This is a genomic window from Streptomyces sp. CWNU-52B, assembly GCF_047444975.1.
In the GTDB taxonomy this organism is placed as follows: Bacteria; Actinomycetota; Actinomycetes; order Streptomycetales; family Streptomycetaceae; genus Streptomyces.
In genome coordinates, this window is record NZ_JBLFJV010000019.1 from 473230 (window position 1) to 489892 (window position 16663).

Annotated in this window: 14 protein-coding genes; 10 read left to right on the top strand and 4 right to left on the bottom strand. The window is 70.1% G+C overall.

The window, feature by feature from the left end:
- Positions 1-10 precede the first annotated feature (10 nt).
- Entirely contained in the window at positions 11-2122 is a 2112-nt protein-coding gene (locus tag ACLVWQ_RS19950; protein ID WP_414110261.1) for a glycosyltransferase family 4 protein, read from the bottom strand.
- Between the two features lie 179 nt (positions 2123-2301).
- Positions 2302-2670 (bottom strand): cell wall protein, encoded by a 369-nt coding sequence (locus ACLVWQ_RS19955; protein ID WP_414110262.1) that lies wholly within the window; start codon positions 2668-2670, stop codon positions 2302-2304.
- Positions 2671-2780: 110 nt separating this feature from the next.
- On the opposite strand from ACLVWQ_RS19955, the gene ACLVWQ_RS19960 reads away from it, so the two are divergent.
- From ACLVWQ_RS19960 to ACLVWQ_RS19985, 6 genes are all read left to right on the top strand, one after another.
- The gene (locus ACLVWQ_RS19960) at positions 2781-3125 is read left to right on the top strand and encodes a hypothetical protein (RefSeq protein WP_414110263.1); all 345 of its coding nucleotides are present in this window, start codon (positions 2781-2783) and stop codon (positions 3123-3125) included.
- Positions 3126-3328: 203 nt separating this feature from the next.
- Positions 3329-4594, top strand: a complete 1266-nt coding sequence (locus tag ACLVWQ_RS19965) for a L,D-transpeptidase (protein WP_414110264.1) — start codon at positions 3329-3331, stop codon at positions 4592-4594.
- A 239-nt stretch (positions 4595-4833) separates the two neighbouring features.
- Positions 4834-6300 carry an ABC transporter permease gene (locus ACLVWQ_RS19970; protein WP_414110265.1) on the top strand — a complete coding sequence of 489 codons (1467 nt, stop codon included), beginning with the start codon at positions 4834-4836 and terminating at the stop codon, positions 6298-6300.
- A gap of 277 nt (positions 6301-6577) precedes the next feature.
- Positions 6578-7261 carry an ABC transporter ATP-binding protein gene (locus ACLVWQ_RS19975; protein WP_414110266.1) on the top strand — a complete coding sequence of 228 codons (684 nt, stop codon included), beginning with the start codon at positions 6578-6580 and terminating at the stop codon, positions 7259-7261.
- Between the two features lie 96 nt (positions 7262-7357).
- Positions 7358-10789, top strand: a complete 3432-nt coding sequence (locus ACLVWQ_RS19980; RefSeq protein WP_414110267.1) for a S8 family peptidase — start codon at positions 7358-7360, stop codon at positions 10787-10789.
- Positions 10790-10876: 87 nt separating this feature from the next.
- Positions 10877-11596 carry an antibiotic biosynthesis monooxygenase gene (locus ACLVWQ_RS19985; protein ID WP_414110268.1) on the top strand — a complete coding sequence of 240 codons (720 nt, stop codon included), beginning with the start codon at positions 10877-10879 and terminating at the stop codon, positions 11594-11596.
- 185 nt (positions 11597-11781) lie between these two features.
- On the opposite strand, the gene ACLVWQ_RS19990 is transcribed toward ACLVWQ_RS19985, so the two are convergent.
- Positions 11782-12714, bottom strand: coding sequence for a helix-turn-helix domain-containing protein (locus tag ACLVWQ_RS19990; protein WP_414110269.1), 933 nt, complete (start codon positions 12712-12714; stop codon positions 11782-11784).
- 172 nt (positions 12715-12886) lie between these two features.
- Between ACLVWQ_RS19990 and ACLVWQ_RS19995 the strand changes: the two genes are divergently transcribed.
- The 3 genes from ACLVWQ_RS19995 (at position 12887) to ACLVWQ_RS20005 (ending at position 15390) form a co-directional block, all read left to right on the top strand.
- Positions 12887-13927, top strand: coding sequence for an NAD(P)-dependent alcohol dehydrogenase (locus ACLVWQ_RS19995; protein WP_414110270.1), 1041 nt, complete (start codon positions 12887-12889; stop codon positions 13925-13927).
- Positions 13928-14171: 244 nt separating this feature from the next.
- On the top strand, positions 14172-14582 hold the full coding sequence (locus ACLVWQ_RS20000; RefSeq protein ID WP_414110271.1) for a VOC family protein: 411 nt from the start codon (positions 14172-14174) through the stop codon (positions 14580-14582).
- Positions 14583-14838: 256 nt separating this feature from the next.
- On the top strand, positions 14839-15390 hold the full coding sequence (locus ACLVWQ_RS20005; protein ID WP_414110272.1) for a DUF3455 domain-containing protein: 552 nt from the start codon (positions 14839-14841) through the stop codon (positions 15388-15390).
- Here the strand turns inward: ACLVWQ_RS20005 and ACLVWQ_RS20010 are convergent.
- Positions 15372-15815, bottom strand: a complete 444-nt coding sequence (locus tag ACLVWQ_RS20010) for a winged helix-turn-helix transcriptional regulator (protein ID WP_414110273.1) — start codon at positions 15813-15815, stop codon at positions 15372-15374. The genes ACLVWQ_RS20005 and ACLVWQ_RS20010 overlap by 19 nt on opposite strands.
- A gap of 114 nt (positions 15816-15929) precedes the next feature.
- On the opposite strand from ACLVWQ_RS20010, the gene ACLVWQ_RS20015 reads away from it, so the two are divergent.
- On the top strand, positions 15930-16592 hold the full coding sequence (locus tag ACLVWQ_RS20015; RefSeq protein WP_414110274.1) for an NADPH-dependent F420 reductase: 663 nt from the start codon (positions 15930-15932) through the stop codon (positions 16590-16592).
- Positions 16593-16663 lie beyond the last annotated feature (71 nt).

The following is a 16663-nucleotide window of genomic DNA, read 5'->3' on the forward strand; positions in this document are numbered from 1 at the left end:
ACCCGGCGCGTCAGGTCGCGCTGATCGCCAGGTCGTTGGTGACGGTGAAGAAGAAGCGGGCCCGCACGGGCCGGTCCGCCGCGGCTCCCGTTCCCAGCGGCGTGGCCGGGTGCCTGTCCGTCCCCTTCCGGTCCACGATGTCGTCGACGATCCGCCCCACGCGTATGGGGTCGGCGGCAGTGGCGGGACGTACGAACAGGTCCCACAAGGACTTCTCCACACCCTCCGGACGGGGCAGGGAAGTGATCCGTGCCCGGAACGTCCGGCCTCCGTCGGAGACCGCGGGCGCCTCGAAGTCGTACGCGGTCCCGTCCCGGGAGACGCCCGTCAGCGCCGCGCCCCGGCCGAGCGTGGCCCCGTAGAACACGCCGTGCACGGACAGTGAGTCGTCGTCGGTGTGCAGGGCCGTGGCCTCCGCGTGGGCGGGGCGGCGGAAGGCGCGCAGCGCCAGAAACCGGTCCTTGGTCGCGTACGGGATCCACCAGGCGAACGCCTCGCCCGCGGCGGGCTCCGCGCTCAGCAGCCCGCGCTGCTCGACGAGTCCGGCTGTGATCCGGCGCAGTGCCCCGTCCGCCGCGCGCTCGACGTGGAGGTCCCAGCGTCCCTCGCCCAGGGTGAGCTGTCGGTGGGTCAGTTCCGCCGTCCAGGGCGACTTCGGGTCGCTCGGCGGTCGCAGCGGAACGCGCACCTCGTCGTCGCCGTGGCGCCGGCGCAGGAGGAGCGCGAGAGCGTCACCTGAGACTCCCGACGGGTTCACCGCGACGCGTATGCCACCGGTGGAGTCGGTGGTGCAGCGGCCCTTCGGACGCAGCGGACGCGGCGGCCCCTGGGGGCGCGAGGGGTCTGAGGGGCGGTCGGCCGGGACCGGAGCCGCGGGCGGGTGCGCGGCGCTCGCGCCGGGCGACGGCGCCCGCGTCGGGAGCAGCGTGCCGAACATCCGGCGTACGCGGCGGCGGGCCTTGGCCGCCGTCGAGGTCCGGTCCTCCCGCAGCTCGGCGATGAGGCGTTCGTACTCGGCCGCGATCCTCTGCGGGGAGAACCGCTGAGCGGTCGCCCTGGCGGACTCGCCCATCGACCGCCGCCGGTCGGCGTCCTCGATCAGCCGCAGCAGCCCCGCGGCGAGCGCCTTCGGATCCCCGGGCTCCACGAGCAGACCGTCATGGCCGTGCGTGATGATCTCGCCGGGGCCGTGCGGGCAGTCCGTCGCGACGACCGGGACCCCGGCGTGCATGGCCTCCAGGATCGTCATGCCGAAGGACTCCCAGTCCGAACTCACCGCGGCGACGGAGGCCTTGGCCCACTCCGTCTCCATGGTCGTGTGCGGCCCCATGAGGAGTATCCGGTCGTTGAGCCGGTGGGCGTCCACGGCGGCCCGCAGGGCGGCGCGCTCCGGCCCCTGTCCGTAGATCCGCAGCCGCCATTCGGGCCGTACGGCGACGACCTCGGCGAACGCGTCGATGAGGAGGTCGTAGCGCTTGACCGGCATCAGCCGCCCGGCGGCGACCACCAGCGGGGCCGCCAGGTCGGAGCGTGCGGCCTTCGGCCTCGGCGCCGCGTTCGGTATGTCGGTGATACGCGTCCGCAGGCCGGGTAAGTGCGCGCGGTGATCGGCCGCGTCCTGGGCCGAGACGGTCACGAAGGCGTCCAGGCGCCCGATCGCGTCGTCCTGCGCCGCCCGTACCCCGGGGACGTGATTGTCGTACGACAGGTGCTCCTGCCCTATTCGCAGCGGGCGGGCCGGGCCGTGCTCGGCCAGCAGGACGACCAGGGCGGGACGCGTCGCGACCAGGACATCGGCGTCGGTCCCGTCGAGGAATCCGCGCAGCCGTTCGTCCGAGAGCGCCGAGTAGCGATGGGCGAGGACCTCGGTGGGCGGCACGAGCGCGGAGGGCCGGGCCGCGAGGGGATGTCCGCCGTCGAACGCCGGCGCGTCAGGTCGTTCGTCCACGAGCGGTACGAGCCGGACCTTGCCGCTCACCCCGAGCAGCGGCTTCTCCTCGGTACGGAAGACCGACACGACCTCCACCTCGTGCCGCGCGGCCAGCGCGCCGGCCAGATTGAGCGTGGAGCGGACCGTACCGCCGATGGCATAGGCGTTGTGGACCAGAAAAGTGATCTTCAAGAGGGCGGCGTCCTGCCTGGGGAGTGCGGTCGGCGACCCGGGCAGGACCAGGACCAGTACCAGGACCGGTATGTGTCCGGGAAGCCGTTGACATCCAGCTGTGTGCGGCAGGGCGACGCGAGGGGGGAGAGGACCGTCGTACGGCCGAGCGGAGGGGGGCGCTCAGAAGCGGGGGTCGATCAGAACTCGGTCATGCGCTCCCTGCGTACCGAATAGACCACGAACCCCGCTCCCAGGCTCAGGAACAGCGTGCCGCCTGCCACGTACGGGGTCGTGTCGAAGCTTCCCGTGTCGGCCAGGCGGGTGTGGGTTCCGGCGGGGGCCTCGTCGCTCGTCCCCGAGGACTGCTCGGCTGCCTCCCCGGACGTCTGGAAGGTGCCGGAGGAGTCGGCGGTGTGTGCCGCGGTCCTGAGCACCGTGGTGGTCGTGGTCTGCGTGCGGTGCTGCGCGGGTTTGTCGTCCGTGGCGTTGGCGGACGGGACGAACCACAGGGCACCCAGCAGGGTCCCCGCGGCGGTGGCGGTCAGCAACGATCGACGTGCGGACACGGAATATCGATCCCCTTGTGACGCTGGCGAATTGGCCGTGTGGGGCGATGTTAGTGAAAGGTGCGGGTCACGGGAAAGTCACGGTGGCCATGAGTCGTACGCTCCCACGTATGAGCACACCTGAGACATCACGTTTTGTACGGTTGAGCGTCGAATTGGTCATCGAGGTCGACGACGAGAGCGCCCTCACGAAGGCGGCACTGGCCCGTGTCGCCGAGGATCCCGACATCCCGGCCGACGAGCGGGTCAGTGCCGAGAGTACCGTGACGGAAGACACGGCCGAGGCCCTCGCGTACCTGGTCGACCCGTTTGACCTGGTCGGGGACGTGCCCGGGGTCGAACTCGCGCAGGCCTCGTGGAGCAGTGAAGTGATCGACTACGACCCGGATTCGCCGGATTGGGACCTGGACGAGGATGATGACACCTCGGACCGGGAAGTGGTGGCCGGCTCATAACGCTTGGGAGAATGTGACCCCGGGCGGCAACCGCCACCCGGGGTTCTGTCGTCTCATGGGGCGCAGTGACCGACACCCGCACCAGGCGTATCCCCGTGGAGCGACGTGGCGTGCCCCACATCCGAGATGGATATGGGACGGAACGAACCGGTCGTAGCGTTGAAGTGTTACGGGGACTCTCGGGTTTTGGGGATTCGGCAACGATGGAGAAGCGTGTGATGACGGACAGTAAGCGGCGCAAGGGTCTGTCGGTCGCGTCCGCACTGCTCGGCGGGGTGCTGGTGCTCTCTGCGTGCAGCGGAGGCGGCGACGACAACCCCAAGGGCGAAGGTGACGGCTCGTCGCAGTCCAAGGTCGACGAGGCGGCGGCGAAGAAGACGTCCGAGGCCCAGATCAAGATCACACCGAAGAACAGGTCCGACAACGCCTCCATCAACAGCGCCGCCGCGGTCACTGTGACCAAGGGCACACTGACCGAGGTGAAGATGACGACGGCGGCCGGTGCCGCGGTCGAGGGCGAGATATCCGCGGACAAGAAGAGCTGGAAGCCCAGCGGTCAGCTGGAGCGTGCCACCTCCTACAAGATCGCCGCGACGGCCGAGGACTCGGACGGCCGCGCCGCCCACGAGAACTCGTCGTTCACGACGGTCTCCCCGGCCAACAGCTTCATCGGCAACTTCACGCCGGAGGACGGTTCCACCGTCGGCGTCGGCATGCCGGTCTCGATCAACTTCGACAAGGCGATCACGAACAAGGCGGACGTCCAGAAGGGCATCACCGTCTCCTCCACCAGCGGCCAGGAAGTCGTCGGCCACTGGTTCAACGCCAACCGCCTGGACTTCCGCCCCGAGGACTACTGGAAGGGCAACAGCACCGTCACCCTGAAGCTGAACCTCGACGGTGTCGAGGGTGCCTCCGGCGTGTACGGCGTGCAGCAGAAGACGGTCACCTTCAAGATCGGCCGCGATCAGGTCTCGATCGTCGACGCGAAGACCAAGACCATGAAGGTCACGCAGGACGGCAAGACCATCAGGACCATCCCGATCTCCGCGGGTTCGCCGGAGAACAAGACGTACGAGGGCCGGATGGTGATCTCCGAGAAGTTCAAGGAGACCCGGATGGACGGCGCGACCGTGGGCTTCACGGACGACGACGGCAAGGGCGAGTACGACATCAAGGACGTGCCGCACGCGATGCGTCTGTCGAACTCCGGCACGTTCATCCACGGCAACTACTGGGGTGCCAAGTCCATCTTCGGCAGCGTCAACACCAGCCACGGCTGTGTGGGCCTGGCGGACACCAAGGGCGCGAACGACACGAACAGCCCCGGCGGCTGGTTCTACAGCCACTCGATCGTCGGTGACGTCGTGGACGTGCGCAACACCGGTGACAAGACCGTCGCCCCGGACAACGGCCTCAACGGCTGGAACCTGGACTGGGCGGCGTGGAAGGCCGGTTCGGCCGCCTGACCCGCACGGACGGTTCGGCCCCGCGCAGGCGGCCGAGTCGTCCGACCTGAACACGCTTCGCCCCGAGGGCGGTCGCTCGTCATGAGCGGCCGCCCTCGGCGTTCTTCCGCGGCACCCCGGCGGATTCACAGCGTTTCAGGGGAGCGTTCCGGGCTCCGCACAGCCTTCTCGTCCTTCTTCTCATCCTTCTCTTATGCGGGGCTTATCCCGTCATCACACGCTGTCCTTACCTTGCGGCCATGTTCTTCACCTATCTGAGGCGCGAACTGCGCCGCCGCAGAAAGGCGGCGCTCGTCGTCGCCTCCGGACTCGCCCTGGGCATCGCCCTGGTCATCGTGGTCAGCTCCGTGTCGTCCGGCATGGAGAAGGCGCAGGGCAAGGTCCTCCAGTCGCTGTACGGGCTGGGTACGGACATGACGGTCACCAAGGCGGCCCAGGCCCAGTCGAGCACGGGCGAGCGGCCGCGCTTCCAGTTCGACGCCCGCGACAGCGACTCCGACGAGGAGCAGAGCAGCGACCGCGTGATGGTGCAGGGCTTCCAGACCCTGGCCGCCGGCACCGTCTCCGAGGTCGACACGCAGCAGGGCGTCTCGGACGCCGTCGGCGGGCTCAGCCTCCAGGTCGTCAAGGTCAGCGGCCAGTTCCAGCGGGGCCAGTTCCAGCAGGACCAGCAGCAGAACGGGGGCGGCGGCAACCGGCAGGGCGGCGGTTCCGGCGCCGAACAGTCCCCGCAGGGCCGTGTCGAGGGCGGTGGGGCCGACTTCGACGTCAACAACTACTCCGTCTACGGCACGGACGTCACCAAGCCCGCGCTCGGCCCGCTGACCTCCTCGAAGATCACCAGCGGCCGTACCTTCAAGACCTCCGAGACCGACGCGAAGGTCGTGGTCGCCGACGCCTCCTACGCCAAGGAGAAGAAGCTCGCACTCGGTGACACCGTCACCGTCAAGAGCGTCAAGTACAAGGTCATCGGCCTCGCGACACCCGACAGCGGCGACGCGGCGGCCAACCTCTACATCCCGCTCAAGCAGGCGCAGACGCTGAGCGACTCCAAGGACAAGGTCACCACGATCTACGTCCAGGCGGCGGACTCGCAGCAGATCGACGCGGTCAAGTCGACCATCCAGAAGAACATCTCGGGTACGACGGTGACGACCTCCGCCGACCTCGCCGACACGGTCTCCGGCTCCCTGTCCACCGCCTCCGACCTCGCCTCGAACGTGGGCAAGTGGCTGTCGATCGCGGTGCTCGTGGCCGCGTTCCTGGTCGCGGGACTGCTCACCTCGTCGGCCGTCTCGCGCCGGGTACGGGAGTTCGGCACGCTCAAGGCGCTGGGCTGGAAGTCCGGCAGGGTCACCCGGCAGGTCGTCGGGGAGGCGGTCGTCAACGGCCTCGTCGGCGGCGTCCTCGGTATCGCGCTGGGCCTCGGCGGCGCGTACGCGGTCACCGCGATCAGCCCGACGCTCCAGGCCGAACTGGGCTCCACGGGCGGCGGAGCGGGCGGTCCCGGCGGCGGCGGTATGGGCGGCCCCGGCCGCCAGGCGGCGTCCAAGGCCCTCGACGTGGCACTGACCGCGCCGGTCGCCCTCGACACGATCGCCGTGGCGGTCGGCCTCGCGGTGGCCGGCGGCCTGATAGCAGGAGCGTTCGGCGGCTGGCGAGCCTCCCGCCTACGCCCGGCGGACGCCTTGCGCCGAGTCGAGTAACAGGAGGAACGGCACGCCCCGAAGGGGCGCGGGGAACGGCGCGCCAAGCCGCAACGAACCCGCAGGCGTCACACGGCGATGACCCCCGCTCTCAAGGGGCGCGGGGAACGGCGCGCCAAGCCGCAACGAACCCGCAGGCGTCACACGGCGATCACCCCCCGCCCTCAAGGGGCGCGGGGAACTGCGCGCCCAGCCACAACCAACCCGCACCCGCCGACGCAGCCTCCCGACCCAACCCGCGGAGCACCCCGCGGAGCGAACCCCCAGGAGCCCCACCATGTACGAACTGAAAAGCGTCACCAAGCAATACCGCCGGGGCAAAGACACCGTCCACGCCCTCGCCGGCGTCGACCTGACCATCGGAGACGGCGACCGACTCGTCATCCAGGGCCCCACCGGCGGCGGCAAGTCCACACTTCTCCAAATGCTCGGCGGTCTGGACCGCCCCACCTCCGGCAGTATCGAACTCGACGGAACAGATCTCGCCAAACTGTCCGAGACCAAGCTGACGAACGTACGCAGCGAGAACATCGGATTCGTTTTCCAGAGTTTTAACCTCATTCCCACCCTTACCGCCCAAGAGAATGTCGAAACGGCCCTCGTCCCACTGAAGGTCAAAGTGAAAGAGCGGCGGGAAAGGGCCGCCGCCGCCCTGGAGTCCGTCGGCCTCGCCGAGCGGTTCGGTCACCTGCCGGCCGAACTCTCCGGCGGCCAGCAGCAACGCGTCGCCATCGCCCGCGCCCTGGTCAAGCAGCCGAAGGTGCTGCTCGCCGACGAACCGACCGGAAACCTCGACGAGTCCATGCGCGACGAGATCATGGACGTACTCGAAACCATGTGGAAGGAGTACGGGCTCACTTTCATCATGGTCACGCACGATTCCAGCATCGCGAAGAAGGCCCCGCGGGTCGCCACGATCCGGAAGGGAAAGATCACCGTCAAGGAGAACATCAACTCTTAACTCCAGCCACACTATTGAGCACCCGTTAGCCCCCCGGCATACTGAGTATTCCGGGGGGTCGCGCGCGATCACACGTACGGGATGTCCCCCGGCCGGATGAACGGGGATTCACTCCGGACCTGCTCTCCTGGGGGAGACTTGCGCAGCCAACTGAAAAGAGCGTGCGTGGCCACGATCGCCGCGGCGGCAGCCGTGGCCCTGGCGGCGGGCATGACCAGCCCGGCGGCGGCGAAGGCACAGCGCACGGACACCGACTCGGCTCATGACACGACACGTGGCGTGACAGGTGGAGTGACAGGTGACGCGGCACGTGACACGGCGTCACAGAACATTCCCAAGCAGCCCGTCACCCTGATAACCGGCGACCGCGTCCTCGTCGACGCCAAGGGCCGCGCCGTCGGCCTGGAGCGGGCGAAGGGCCGCGAGAAGATACCCGTCCGGATCAGCAAGGCCGCCGGACACACCCTCGTCGTACCGGCCGACGCCGCGCGGCTGATCGCCGAAGGCAAGCTCGACCAGCGGCTCTTCGACGTCACCGAACTCAACAAGTCGGCCGGCCGCACGGCCCGCAAGCAGGGCCTCAAGGTGATCGTCGGCTACCGCGGCGCGGCAGCCGCGGCGAAGGCGGACGTCCGCGACGCCGGTGACACCAAGGTCCGCAGGACCCTCAAGTCCCTGAACGCGGACGCGGTCCTGACACCCGGGGACGACGTGTCCGAGCTGTGGGCGGCGGTCACCGACACGCAGGCGGACAGCGGCGCGAAGACCGCGTCGGGCATCGCGCACGTATGGCTCGACGGGGTCCGCAAGGCCAGCCTCGACAAGTCCGTTCCGCAGATCGGCGCCGACAAGGCGTGGGCCGCCGGGTACGACGGCAAGGGCACCAAGATCGCCGTCCTGGACACCGGTGTCGACTCGACCCACCCCGACCTCCAGAACAAGGTCGTCGCCGAGAAGAACTTCTCCACCGCCGCCGACGCGAGCGACAAGTTCGGCCACGGCACGCACGTCGCGTCCATCGCGGCCGGTACGGGAGCCAAGGCGGCCGGCACGTACAAGGGCGTCGCGCCCGGTGCCGACCTGCTCAACGGCAAGGTCCTCGACGACAACGGCTTCGGCGACGACTCCGGCATCCTCGCCGGCATGGACTGGGCGGCCGAGCAGGGCGCCGACGTGGTGAACCTGAGCCTGGGCGGCGGGGACACCCCCGACATCGACCCGCTCGAAGCCCAGGTCAACAAGTTGTCCAAGGAGAAGGGCATCCTCTTCGCCATCGCCGCGGGCAACGACGGTGAGTTCGGCGAGCAGACGATCGGCTCCCCGGGCAGCGCGGAGGCGGCCCTCACCGTGGGCGCCGTCGACGACACGGACACCCTGGCCCCGTTCTCCAGCACGGGCCCCGGCCTCGACGGGCAGATCAAGCCCGACGTGACCGCGCCCGGCGTGGACATCACGGCCGCCGCGGCCCCCGGCAGCGTCATAGCGCAGGAGGTCGGCGAGAACCCGGCCGGCTACCTGACCATCTCGGGTACGTCGATGGCCACCCCGCACGTCGCGGGCGCCGCGGCGATCCTCAAGCAGCAGCACCCCGACTGGACGTACACCGAGCTCAAGGGCGCGCTGACCGGCTCCGCCAAGGGCGGCGCGTACACGCCGTTCCAGCAGGGTTCGGGCCGTGTCCAGGTCGACAAGGCCATCGAGCAGACCGTGGTCGCCGTCCCCTCGTCGGTGAGCTTCGGCATCCAGCAGTGGCCGCACACCGACGACACCCCGGTCACCGAGAAGGTCACGTACAAGAACCTCGGGACGGCCGACGTCACGCTGGACCTCGCGGTGACGGCCACCGACCCGAAGGGGCAGACCGCGCCGGCCGGCTTCTTCACGCTCGGCGCCCGGACACTGACCGTCCCGGCGGGCGGCACGGCCTCCGCCGACCTCACGGCCGACACCAGGCTGGGCGGCACGGTCGACGGCACCTACTCCGCGTACGTGACCGCGACCGGCGGCGGACAGAGCGTACGCACGGCGGCGGCGGTGCAGCGCGAGCTGGAGTCGTACGACGTCACGCTCAAGCACATCGGCCGCGACGGCCTGCCCGCGACGGGCTACCTCACCGACCTGGTCGGCTACGCGGGCCTCGGCAAGGACCGGCGCTTCGCCGTGCCGGAGAGCGACGGCACGGTGAGCCTGCGCGTGCCCAAGGGCACATACCTGCTGGACGCCTGGATCGTCAAGGACTTCGGGACCTTCGACGGCGGCCTCGACTGGCTGCTCCAGCCCAAGCTGAACGTCACCGAGGATGTCTCGGTGACCCTGGACGCCCGTACGACGAAGGCGGCCCGCTTCACCGTGCCGGACGCCTCGGCGAAGCCGCTGTCCGCGTCGGTCTCCTACTTCTACGACCCCGCCGCGTTCAGCGTCGGCGTGGGCCTCGAATCGTTCGCCGACGTGCGGGTGGCGCACCTCGGCGGGGACGTCACCGGTCTGACCCAGACCTGGGGCGGCCAGTGGGCCAAGGGGGCGAACGCCGAGTACGACGTGGCGACCTCGGCCCAGGTCAAGCGGTTCCAGGGCGACAAGGTCCGCCACTACGAGGCGGGCGAGTTCGCCACGGTGAAGAACCACCTGGGGGCCTCGTCGTCCGGCAAGACCGGCGCGATCGTCCCGGTGGGCGAGTTCGAGACGGACTACACCATCGGGGTCCCCGTCGAGCAGAAGCTGCCCAGCTCCCGGACGCTGTACGTGTCGACGGGTGACAAGGTCAAATGGGGGCCGCAGTTCGAGCAGCGCGGCGGTGTCGACGAGGACGGGTTCCCGATCTACGAGGCCTTCTACTCGCTGGACAGCGCGCAGGCCCTCACCGCGGGCAAGAAGTACGAGAAGACCTTCAACACGGCGGTCTTCGGTCCGCGCATCAGCTCGGACCTGGGCCTCGGCCTCTACCGCGAGGGCGACAGCATCTACGGCCTCGTGCCGCTGTTCTCCGACGGCAGGACCCACATCGGCTCCTCGGTCTACTCGTCGGTCACCACGACCCTCTACCGCGACGGCGTCAAGGTCGGCTCCAACAGCGACCCGCTGTCCGGCGAGGCCTTCACCGTCCCGGCGGGTGACGCCGCGTACAAGCTGACCAGCTCGGTCAAGCGCAGCGTCAAGGTCGCCGCGGCATCCACCCGGATCGACGCCAGCTGGACCTTCCGCTCCAAGACGGCCGACCTGGCCGAGCTGCCCGCGTCCACGGTCCGCTTCAAGGCGGCCGTCGGCCTGGACAGCCGGGCCCCGGCGGGCAAGAAGGTCTCCGTCCCGGTGACCGTCCAGGGTTCGGCCGCGGGCAAGAACCTCAAGTCGCTCGCGGTGTACCTGTCGTACGACTACGGCCAGACCTGGAAGAAGGTCGCCGTCAAGAACGGCAAGATCCCCGTGACGAACCCCGCCAAGGGCAAGGGAATCTCGTTCCACGCCAAGATCGCCGACAAGAAGGGCAACAAGTCGACGATCTCGATCTATAACGCGTACTACGGGAAGTGAGCCAGGACGGCCCGCCGACAGCCGGTTGCTCTGAGCCACAGGGCCGGAGCCACAGCTATCGGCGGGCCGTCGGGGTAGGCGCGGGGTATGACCGCGCACACCATCGAGTACACCCGGTACCTCATCCCCGAGCAGCTGTCGGCCCAGTTCCTCGCCGCGTACACCCGGGCCGCCGTGCAGCTGGCGGCGGCCCCCCAGTGCGTCGACTACGAACTGGCCCGCTGCGAGGACGACTTCGAGCACTTCGTGCTCCGCGTCACCTGGACGTCCACCGAGGACCATGTCGAGGGTTTCCGCGAGTCCGAGCTCTCCACCGACTTCGCCGCCGAGGTCGGCCCCTTCGACCGGTTCGTCGAGGAGACCCGCCACTACACGCCGACGGCGGTACGGGGCACGGGGGCGGCCGTGCCCACGCTGTACGCCCTGGCCGGCGGCGCCGAGGCCTTCGCCCGCCTCACCGAGGTCTTCCACGACAAGGTCCTCAAGGACGACGTCCTGGCCCCCGTCTTCGAGGGACTCACCGCCGAGGACGCGTCCCGCGCCGCCCGCTGGCTCGGCGAGGTCTTCGACGGCCCGCCGGGCCACTCCGACACACCGGACGGCGGTCACGGCCACGCGGCCGCCGTCCACCTGGGCAGGGAGATCACGGAGCGGCAGCGCCGCCGCTGGGTCAACCTGCTCCAGGACGCGGCGGACGAGGCGGACCTGCCGACGGACCCGGAGTTCCGCTCGGCATTCGCCGCCCAAGCGGAACGACAAACACGCCGGACAACGGGCGACGACCCCCTGACCCCCACACCGACCTAAAACCGGGGGTAGGGGCGAAGCCCCACCCCCCAGGGGCGCGGGGAACTGCGCGCCCAGCCACACGTGACCGGCGGGTGCCGGACGGCCTGGGGGGGCGAGGGCGCAGCCCCGCCTTCCAGGGGCGCGGGGAACTGCGCGATCAGCCCCCACTCACCCGCACCCGCACCCGCACCCACCGGACGCCGTCACGCCCGCGGCGCCACCGCCCCGGCCCACGCCGCATCCGTACCCCAACTCGCCAGCAAGCGCAGCGCCTCCGCCGAAGGCGACCCCGGCTCCGCGTGATACGTGACCATCGACAACTCCTCGTCGTCGACCAGCTTGAACGTCTCGAACGAGAGCGTCAGCTCACCCACCAACGGATGCCGCAGCCGCTTCAGCCCATGGCTCTTCTCCTTGACGTCATGCGTCGCCCAGAGCCGCCGGAACTCCTCACTCTTCACGGAGAGCTCCCCGACGAGCGCGGACAGCCGCGGATCGTCCGGATGGCACCCCGCGTCCATCCGCAGAAAACTCACCATGTCGGACGCCTTCTGCTCCCACTCCACGAACAGCTCGCGGTACTCGGGCTTGAGGAACACCATCCGCGCCCAGTTCCGCTCCCGCGCCGGCATCTGCGCCCAGTCCCCGAAGACGGCCGCGGACATCCGGTTCCACACGAGGATCTCCGAGCGCCGCCCCACGACGTACGCCGGCACCGTGTCCAACGTGTCGATCAGCTCCCGCATCGCCACCCGCACCTGCTGCGGCCGGGCCGACGGCTTCTTCTTGTGCTGCTTGGGCTTCGCGAGGTGCGTGAGATGCGCGTGCTCGGCCCCGCTCAGCCGCAGAGCACGCGCGATCGCGTCGAGCACCTCCGCCGACACGTTCCGCCCGTTGCCCTGCTCAAGGCGGGTGTAGTACGCCACGGACACCCCGGCGAGCTGCGCCAGCTCCTCGCGGCGCAGCCCCGGCACCCGGCGGTGCCGCCCGAAGTCCGGCAGCCCCACGTCCTCCGGCTTCAGCCGCGCCCGGCGGGTGCGCAGGAACTCGCTGAGCTCGGCGCGCCGGTCCAGCCGCCGCCCCGGATCCTGTCCGGGTTCCTCGCCGGCCGGCTCCTGAGAAAGCTGTGGATCCATACGTTCAGTATTCACGGTCGTACGCATACGAACCTGCCCCTATCAGTAGTAGGACCAGTGGACGTACGAAAAGGCGTGGTCTGGGTGAGGACGGGCAAACGGCGCAGGCTGGACGCCGTACCCGGCCGGATGACAGGCCGGGGCGCAGTCCCTCCTGAGGAGAAACCCCCGCATGACCACTGTCGCCGCATACGCCGCGCCCGCCGCCAAGGCTCCGCTGGAGCGCACGACCATCGAGCGTCGTCCGGTCGGCGAGCACGACGTCCTCATCGAGATCAAGTTCGCCGGTATCTGCCACTCCGACATCCACCAGGCCCGTGAGGGCTGGGGAGAGGCCATCTTCCCGATGGTCCCCGGCCACGAGATCGCCGGGATCGTCACCGAGGTCGGCTCCGGGGTGACCAAGTTCACCGCCGGTGACCGCGTGGGCGTCGGCTGCATGGTCGACTCCTGCCGCGAGTGCGACAACTGCAAGGCCGGCCTGGAGCAGTACTGCGTACAGGGCAACATCGGCACGTACAACGCCGTCGACCACGCCGGCGAGGTCACGTACGGCGGCTACTCGACGCACATCGTCGTCGACGAGGCCTTCACCGTCGGGATCCCCGAGGGCCTGGCCCTCGACGTGGCCGCGCCGCTGCTGTGCGCCGGCATCACCACGTACTCCCCGCTCAAGCACTGGAACGCCGGCCCCGGCAAGAAGGTCGCGATCCTCGGCATGGGCGGCCTCGGTCACATGGGCGTCAAGATCGCGCACGCGCTCGGTGCCGAGGTGACCGTCCTGTCGCAGTCGCTCCGCAAGAAGGACGACGGGCTGAAGCTGGGCGCCGACCACTACTACGCGACCAGCGACCCGAAGACGTTCGAGGAACTGCGTGGGACGTTCGACCTGATCCTGTCCACGGTGTCGGCTCCGCTGGACCTGGACGCCTTCCTGGCGCTGCTGCGGTCGGACGGCGCGTTCGTGAACGTGGGCGCGCCCGAGGAGCCGGTCTCGCTGAACCTGTTCTCGGTGATCGGTGGGCGCAAGACGCTTGCCGGGTCGGGCATCGGCGGCATCCGGGAGACCCAGGAGATGCTGGACTTCTGCGCGGAGCACGGGCTGGGCGCGGAGATCGAGCTGATCAGCGCGGCTGAGATCAATGAGGCGTACGAGCGGGTGCTGGGCAGCGAGGTGAGGTACCGCTTCGTGATCGACGCCGCGACGATCTAGTTCCACTGGGAGGCAGGGGAGGCAGGGGAGGCAGGGGGCTGGGTGGCTGCGTGCCTCGTCGTGCACCTGCGGGTCGGTTGCGGCCGGCCGCGCAGTTCCCCGCGCCCCTGAGCAACCGGGGCCGCAGCCCGCTCCCAGTGGTGCGGGGGTCGGCCGACTGGTAAGCGTGGGGTGGCCCGCGAGTGACGAGTTGCCGGGTTACCGAGTTGTCGAGCTGCCGAGTTGTCCGGCCGAGGAGGTTCCTGTGACCGTCGAGCTGAACCACACGATCGTCGCCGCCCATGACAAGAAGGCGTCGGCCCGGTTCCTCGCCGATCTGCTGGGTCTGGAGGTGAGCCCCGAGTACGGCCCCTTCGTCCCGGTGCGGATCCCCAACGGCGTGACCCTCGACTACATGGACACCGTCGGCGCCATCCAGCCCCAGCACTACGCGTTCCTGGTCTCGGAGGACGACTTCGACGCGATCTTCGCGCGCATCCAGGACGCCGGCCTCACGTACTGGGCGGATCCGTCCCACCGGCGGGTCGACGAGATCAACACGAACGACGGCGGACGCGGCACGTATTTCGATGACCCGAACGGTCACAGCCTGGAGATCCTCACGCGTCCGTACGGGAGCGGGGTGGTACCCGCTGACGGGCCAGACTCGATGTAATGAACACCAACTGGCCCTGAGCTGGGGTGAGTTGACGCCGGTGCCGTGAGGGCATGCCGAGCGTCCCCGAGTCCGCCCGGGTGTGACCGCCCGGGTGCCCTCCAGGCCCTCGCCGGGCCGGAACCGTGGTGGTACTCCCTTCTCTGAGGCGTGGCGATCCGCGCCGGGAGCTCTCCCGGTCAGGTCAGGGCGGCCCCGGCGTCACGTGCCGCGCGCTCGACCGGACTCGTTCAGAATCATTCTGGAGACACACCCGATGAAGCTCGCCAAGCGTCTTGTCCTCACCACCGCGGCTTTCGCCGCCGTCACCGTCGGCACGCTCTCGGGCGTGACGGCCGCCCAGGCCGCCGGCTCGCGGCCCGCATCCGCCGGCCTCGACGTCCCCGCCGCGCTGGCGGTTCCCGAAGGCAACCGGCTCACCGGCGTCTTCTCCGCCGCAGGTGTCCAGACCTACACCTGCGCCGACGGCGCCTGGACGCTGCTGGAGCCGGCCGCCACCCTCTGGGCCAAGGGCGACCGCTCCCACCGCACCGTCGCCCTGCACTCCCGCGGCCCCGTCTGGGTGTCCACGGTGGACGGCAGCGCGGTGAACGCCACCGCCGTGGCCAACTCGCCGAAGCCCGGCACCATCCCCGAGCTGCTGCTGAAGTCCACCGCCACGCGCGGTACGGGGGTCTTCGCCGACGTCTCCTACATACAGCGCCTCGGCACCGACGGCGGCGTGGCCCCGGCCGGCGCGTGCACGGGCACCGGCCAGACCAGCGTCCAGTACTCCGCCACGTACGCCTTCTACAAGCCCGCCGAGTGACGCGGCGGTAGTGCGGGCGGCAGTGCGAGCGGCAGCGCGGAGCCAGGGGGCCTCCGAGTGACTTCGGAGGCCTCCTGGGCTTCGAGCAGTTCGTCGCCGTGCTCCACCACCCAGGCGCCGAGGGCCGTCATCGGGCCCTCGACCAGGCTCCGGCCCAGGCGGGTCAGGCCGTACTCGACGCGCGGCGGCGCCTCGGCGTGCGCGTGGCGTTCGACCAGGCCGAAGGCGAGCAGACGGCGCAGGGCCTCGGTCAGGACCTTGTCGCTGATGCCGCCGATCGCGGCGCGCAGCTCGCGGCGTCTGCGGGGTTCCGCGCCCAGAGCCGCCAGGACGACGGGATCCCAGGTGTGGGCGAAGAGATCGGTGGCCGCACGCAGCGGGCAGTCGGCGACCAGCTCGTATCGGTGGGCTCCGTGATCAGTCATCTCGCCGCCCATCGTCGCGCGTCGGTCACGCACCGATCGGTGCGTATCGCCTTGCCTACCGTAGCCGCGCAACTGGTCGGTCCTTGTGACTGCTTGAGAGAGGCGGCGACGACGATGCGCATCGGGATCCTGGGAACGGGAACACTGGCGGCGGCCCTGGGCGCGGGCTGGGTACGCGCGGGGCACGAGGTGGCGGTCGGCGGGCGGTCGCGGGCCGGGGCGGTTCGGCTCGCCGGGCGACTGGGCCGCGGGGCGGTGGGCCTCGCACCGCGTGAGGCGGCAGCCGGGCGCGACGCGGTCCTGCTCGCCGTGGCGTGGGACGGTGTGGAGGACATGCTGCGGCTGGCGGGCGAGGGTGACGGCGTACTCGACGGGACGCCGCTGATCGACCCCACGAACGCGGTCGCGCATGGTGTCGGGGCGCTCCTCATCGACGACGGCGCGTCGATGGCGAGGCGGATCGCCGGGCTGGCGCCGGGTGCCCGGGTCGTGAAGGCGTTCCACCTCTTCCCCGCCGGCCAGTGGACGAGGCCTCCCGGCGACGAAGGCTCCCGGGTGACCGTCGCGATGTGCGGCGACGACGCGGCGGCGCTGGGCACCGTGGGGGAGCTGGTCCGTGACGTCGGCGCGGTGCCGGCGACCGTGGGGACGCTGGACCGCGTCCGCCAGCTGGAGGAGGTGGCGGGTTTCGTGATCGGGCTGGCGTTCGCGGGCGTCGACCCCGGCGCCGCGGTCCCGCACGTCTCCGGAGGCGGAGGCGGCTCCACCCGGCCGTGACGCACAACATGCCGCAGAACTACGCCACTTGACGGTATCGATCACGGTCGTCCCTCCCTAGTTTGCTTCGC

Bases quoted from the DNA above. Each gene is read 5' to 3' on its own strand.
- ACLVWQ_RS19960 (WP_414110263.1), top strand. From the start codon at position 2,781: ATGAGCACACCTGAGACATCACGTTTTGTACGGTTGAGCGTCGAATTG.
- ACLVWQ_RS19965 (WP_414110264.1), top strand. From the start codon at position 3,329: ATGGAGAAGCGTGTGATGACGGACAGTAAGCGGCGCAAGGGTCTGTCG.
- ACLVWQ_RS19970 (WP_414110265.1), top strand. From the start codon at position 4,834: ATGTTCTTCACCTATCTGAGGCGCGAACTGCGCCGCCGCAGAAAGGCG.
- ACLVWQ_RS19975 (WP_414110266.1), top strand. From the start codon at position 6,578: ATGTACGAACTGAAAAGCGTCACCAAGCAATACCGCCGGGGCAAAGAC.
- ACLVWQ_RS19980 (WP_414110267.1), top strand. From the start codon at position 7,358: ATGAACGGGGATTCACTCCGGACCTGCTCTCCTGGGGGAGACTTGCGC.
- ACLVWQ_RS19985 (WP_414110268.1), top strand. From the start codon at position 10,877: ATGACCGCGCACACCATCGAGTACACCCGGTACCTCATCCCCGAGCAG.
- ACLVWQ_RS19990 (WP_414110269.1), bottom strand. From the start codon at position 12,714: ATGGATCCACAGCTTTCTCAGGAGCCGGCCGGCGAGGAACCCGGACAG.
- ACLVWQ_RS19995 (WP_414110270.1), top strand. From the start codon at position 12,887: ATGACCACTGTCGCCGCATACGCCGCGCCCGCCGCCAAGGCTCCGCTG.
- ACLVWQ_RS20005 (WP_414110272.1), top strand. From the start codon at position 14,839: ATGAAGCTCGCCAAGCGTCTTGTCCTCACCACCGCGGCTTTCGCCGCC.
- ACLVWQ_RS20010 (WP_414110273.1), bottom strand. From the start codon at position 15,815: ATGACTGATCACGGAGCCCACCGATACGAGCTGGTCGCCGACTGCCCG.
- ACLVWQ_RS20015 (WP_414110274.1), top strand. From the start codon at position 15,930: ATGCGCATCGGGATCCTGGGAACGGGAACACTGGCGGCGGCCCTGGGC.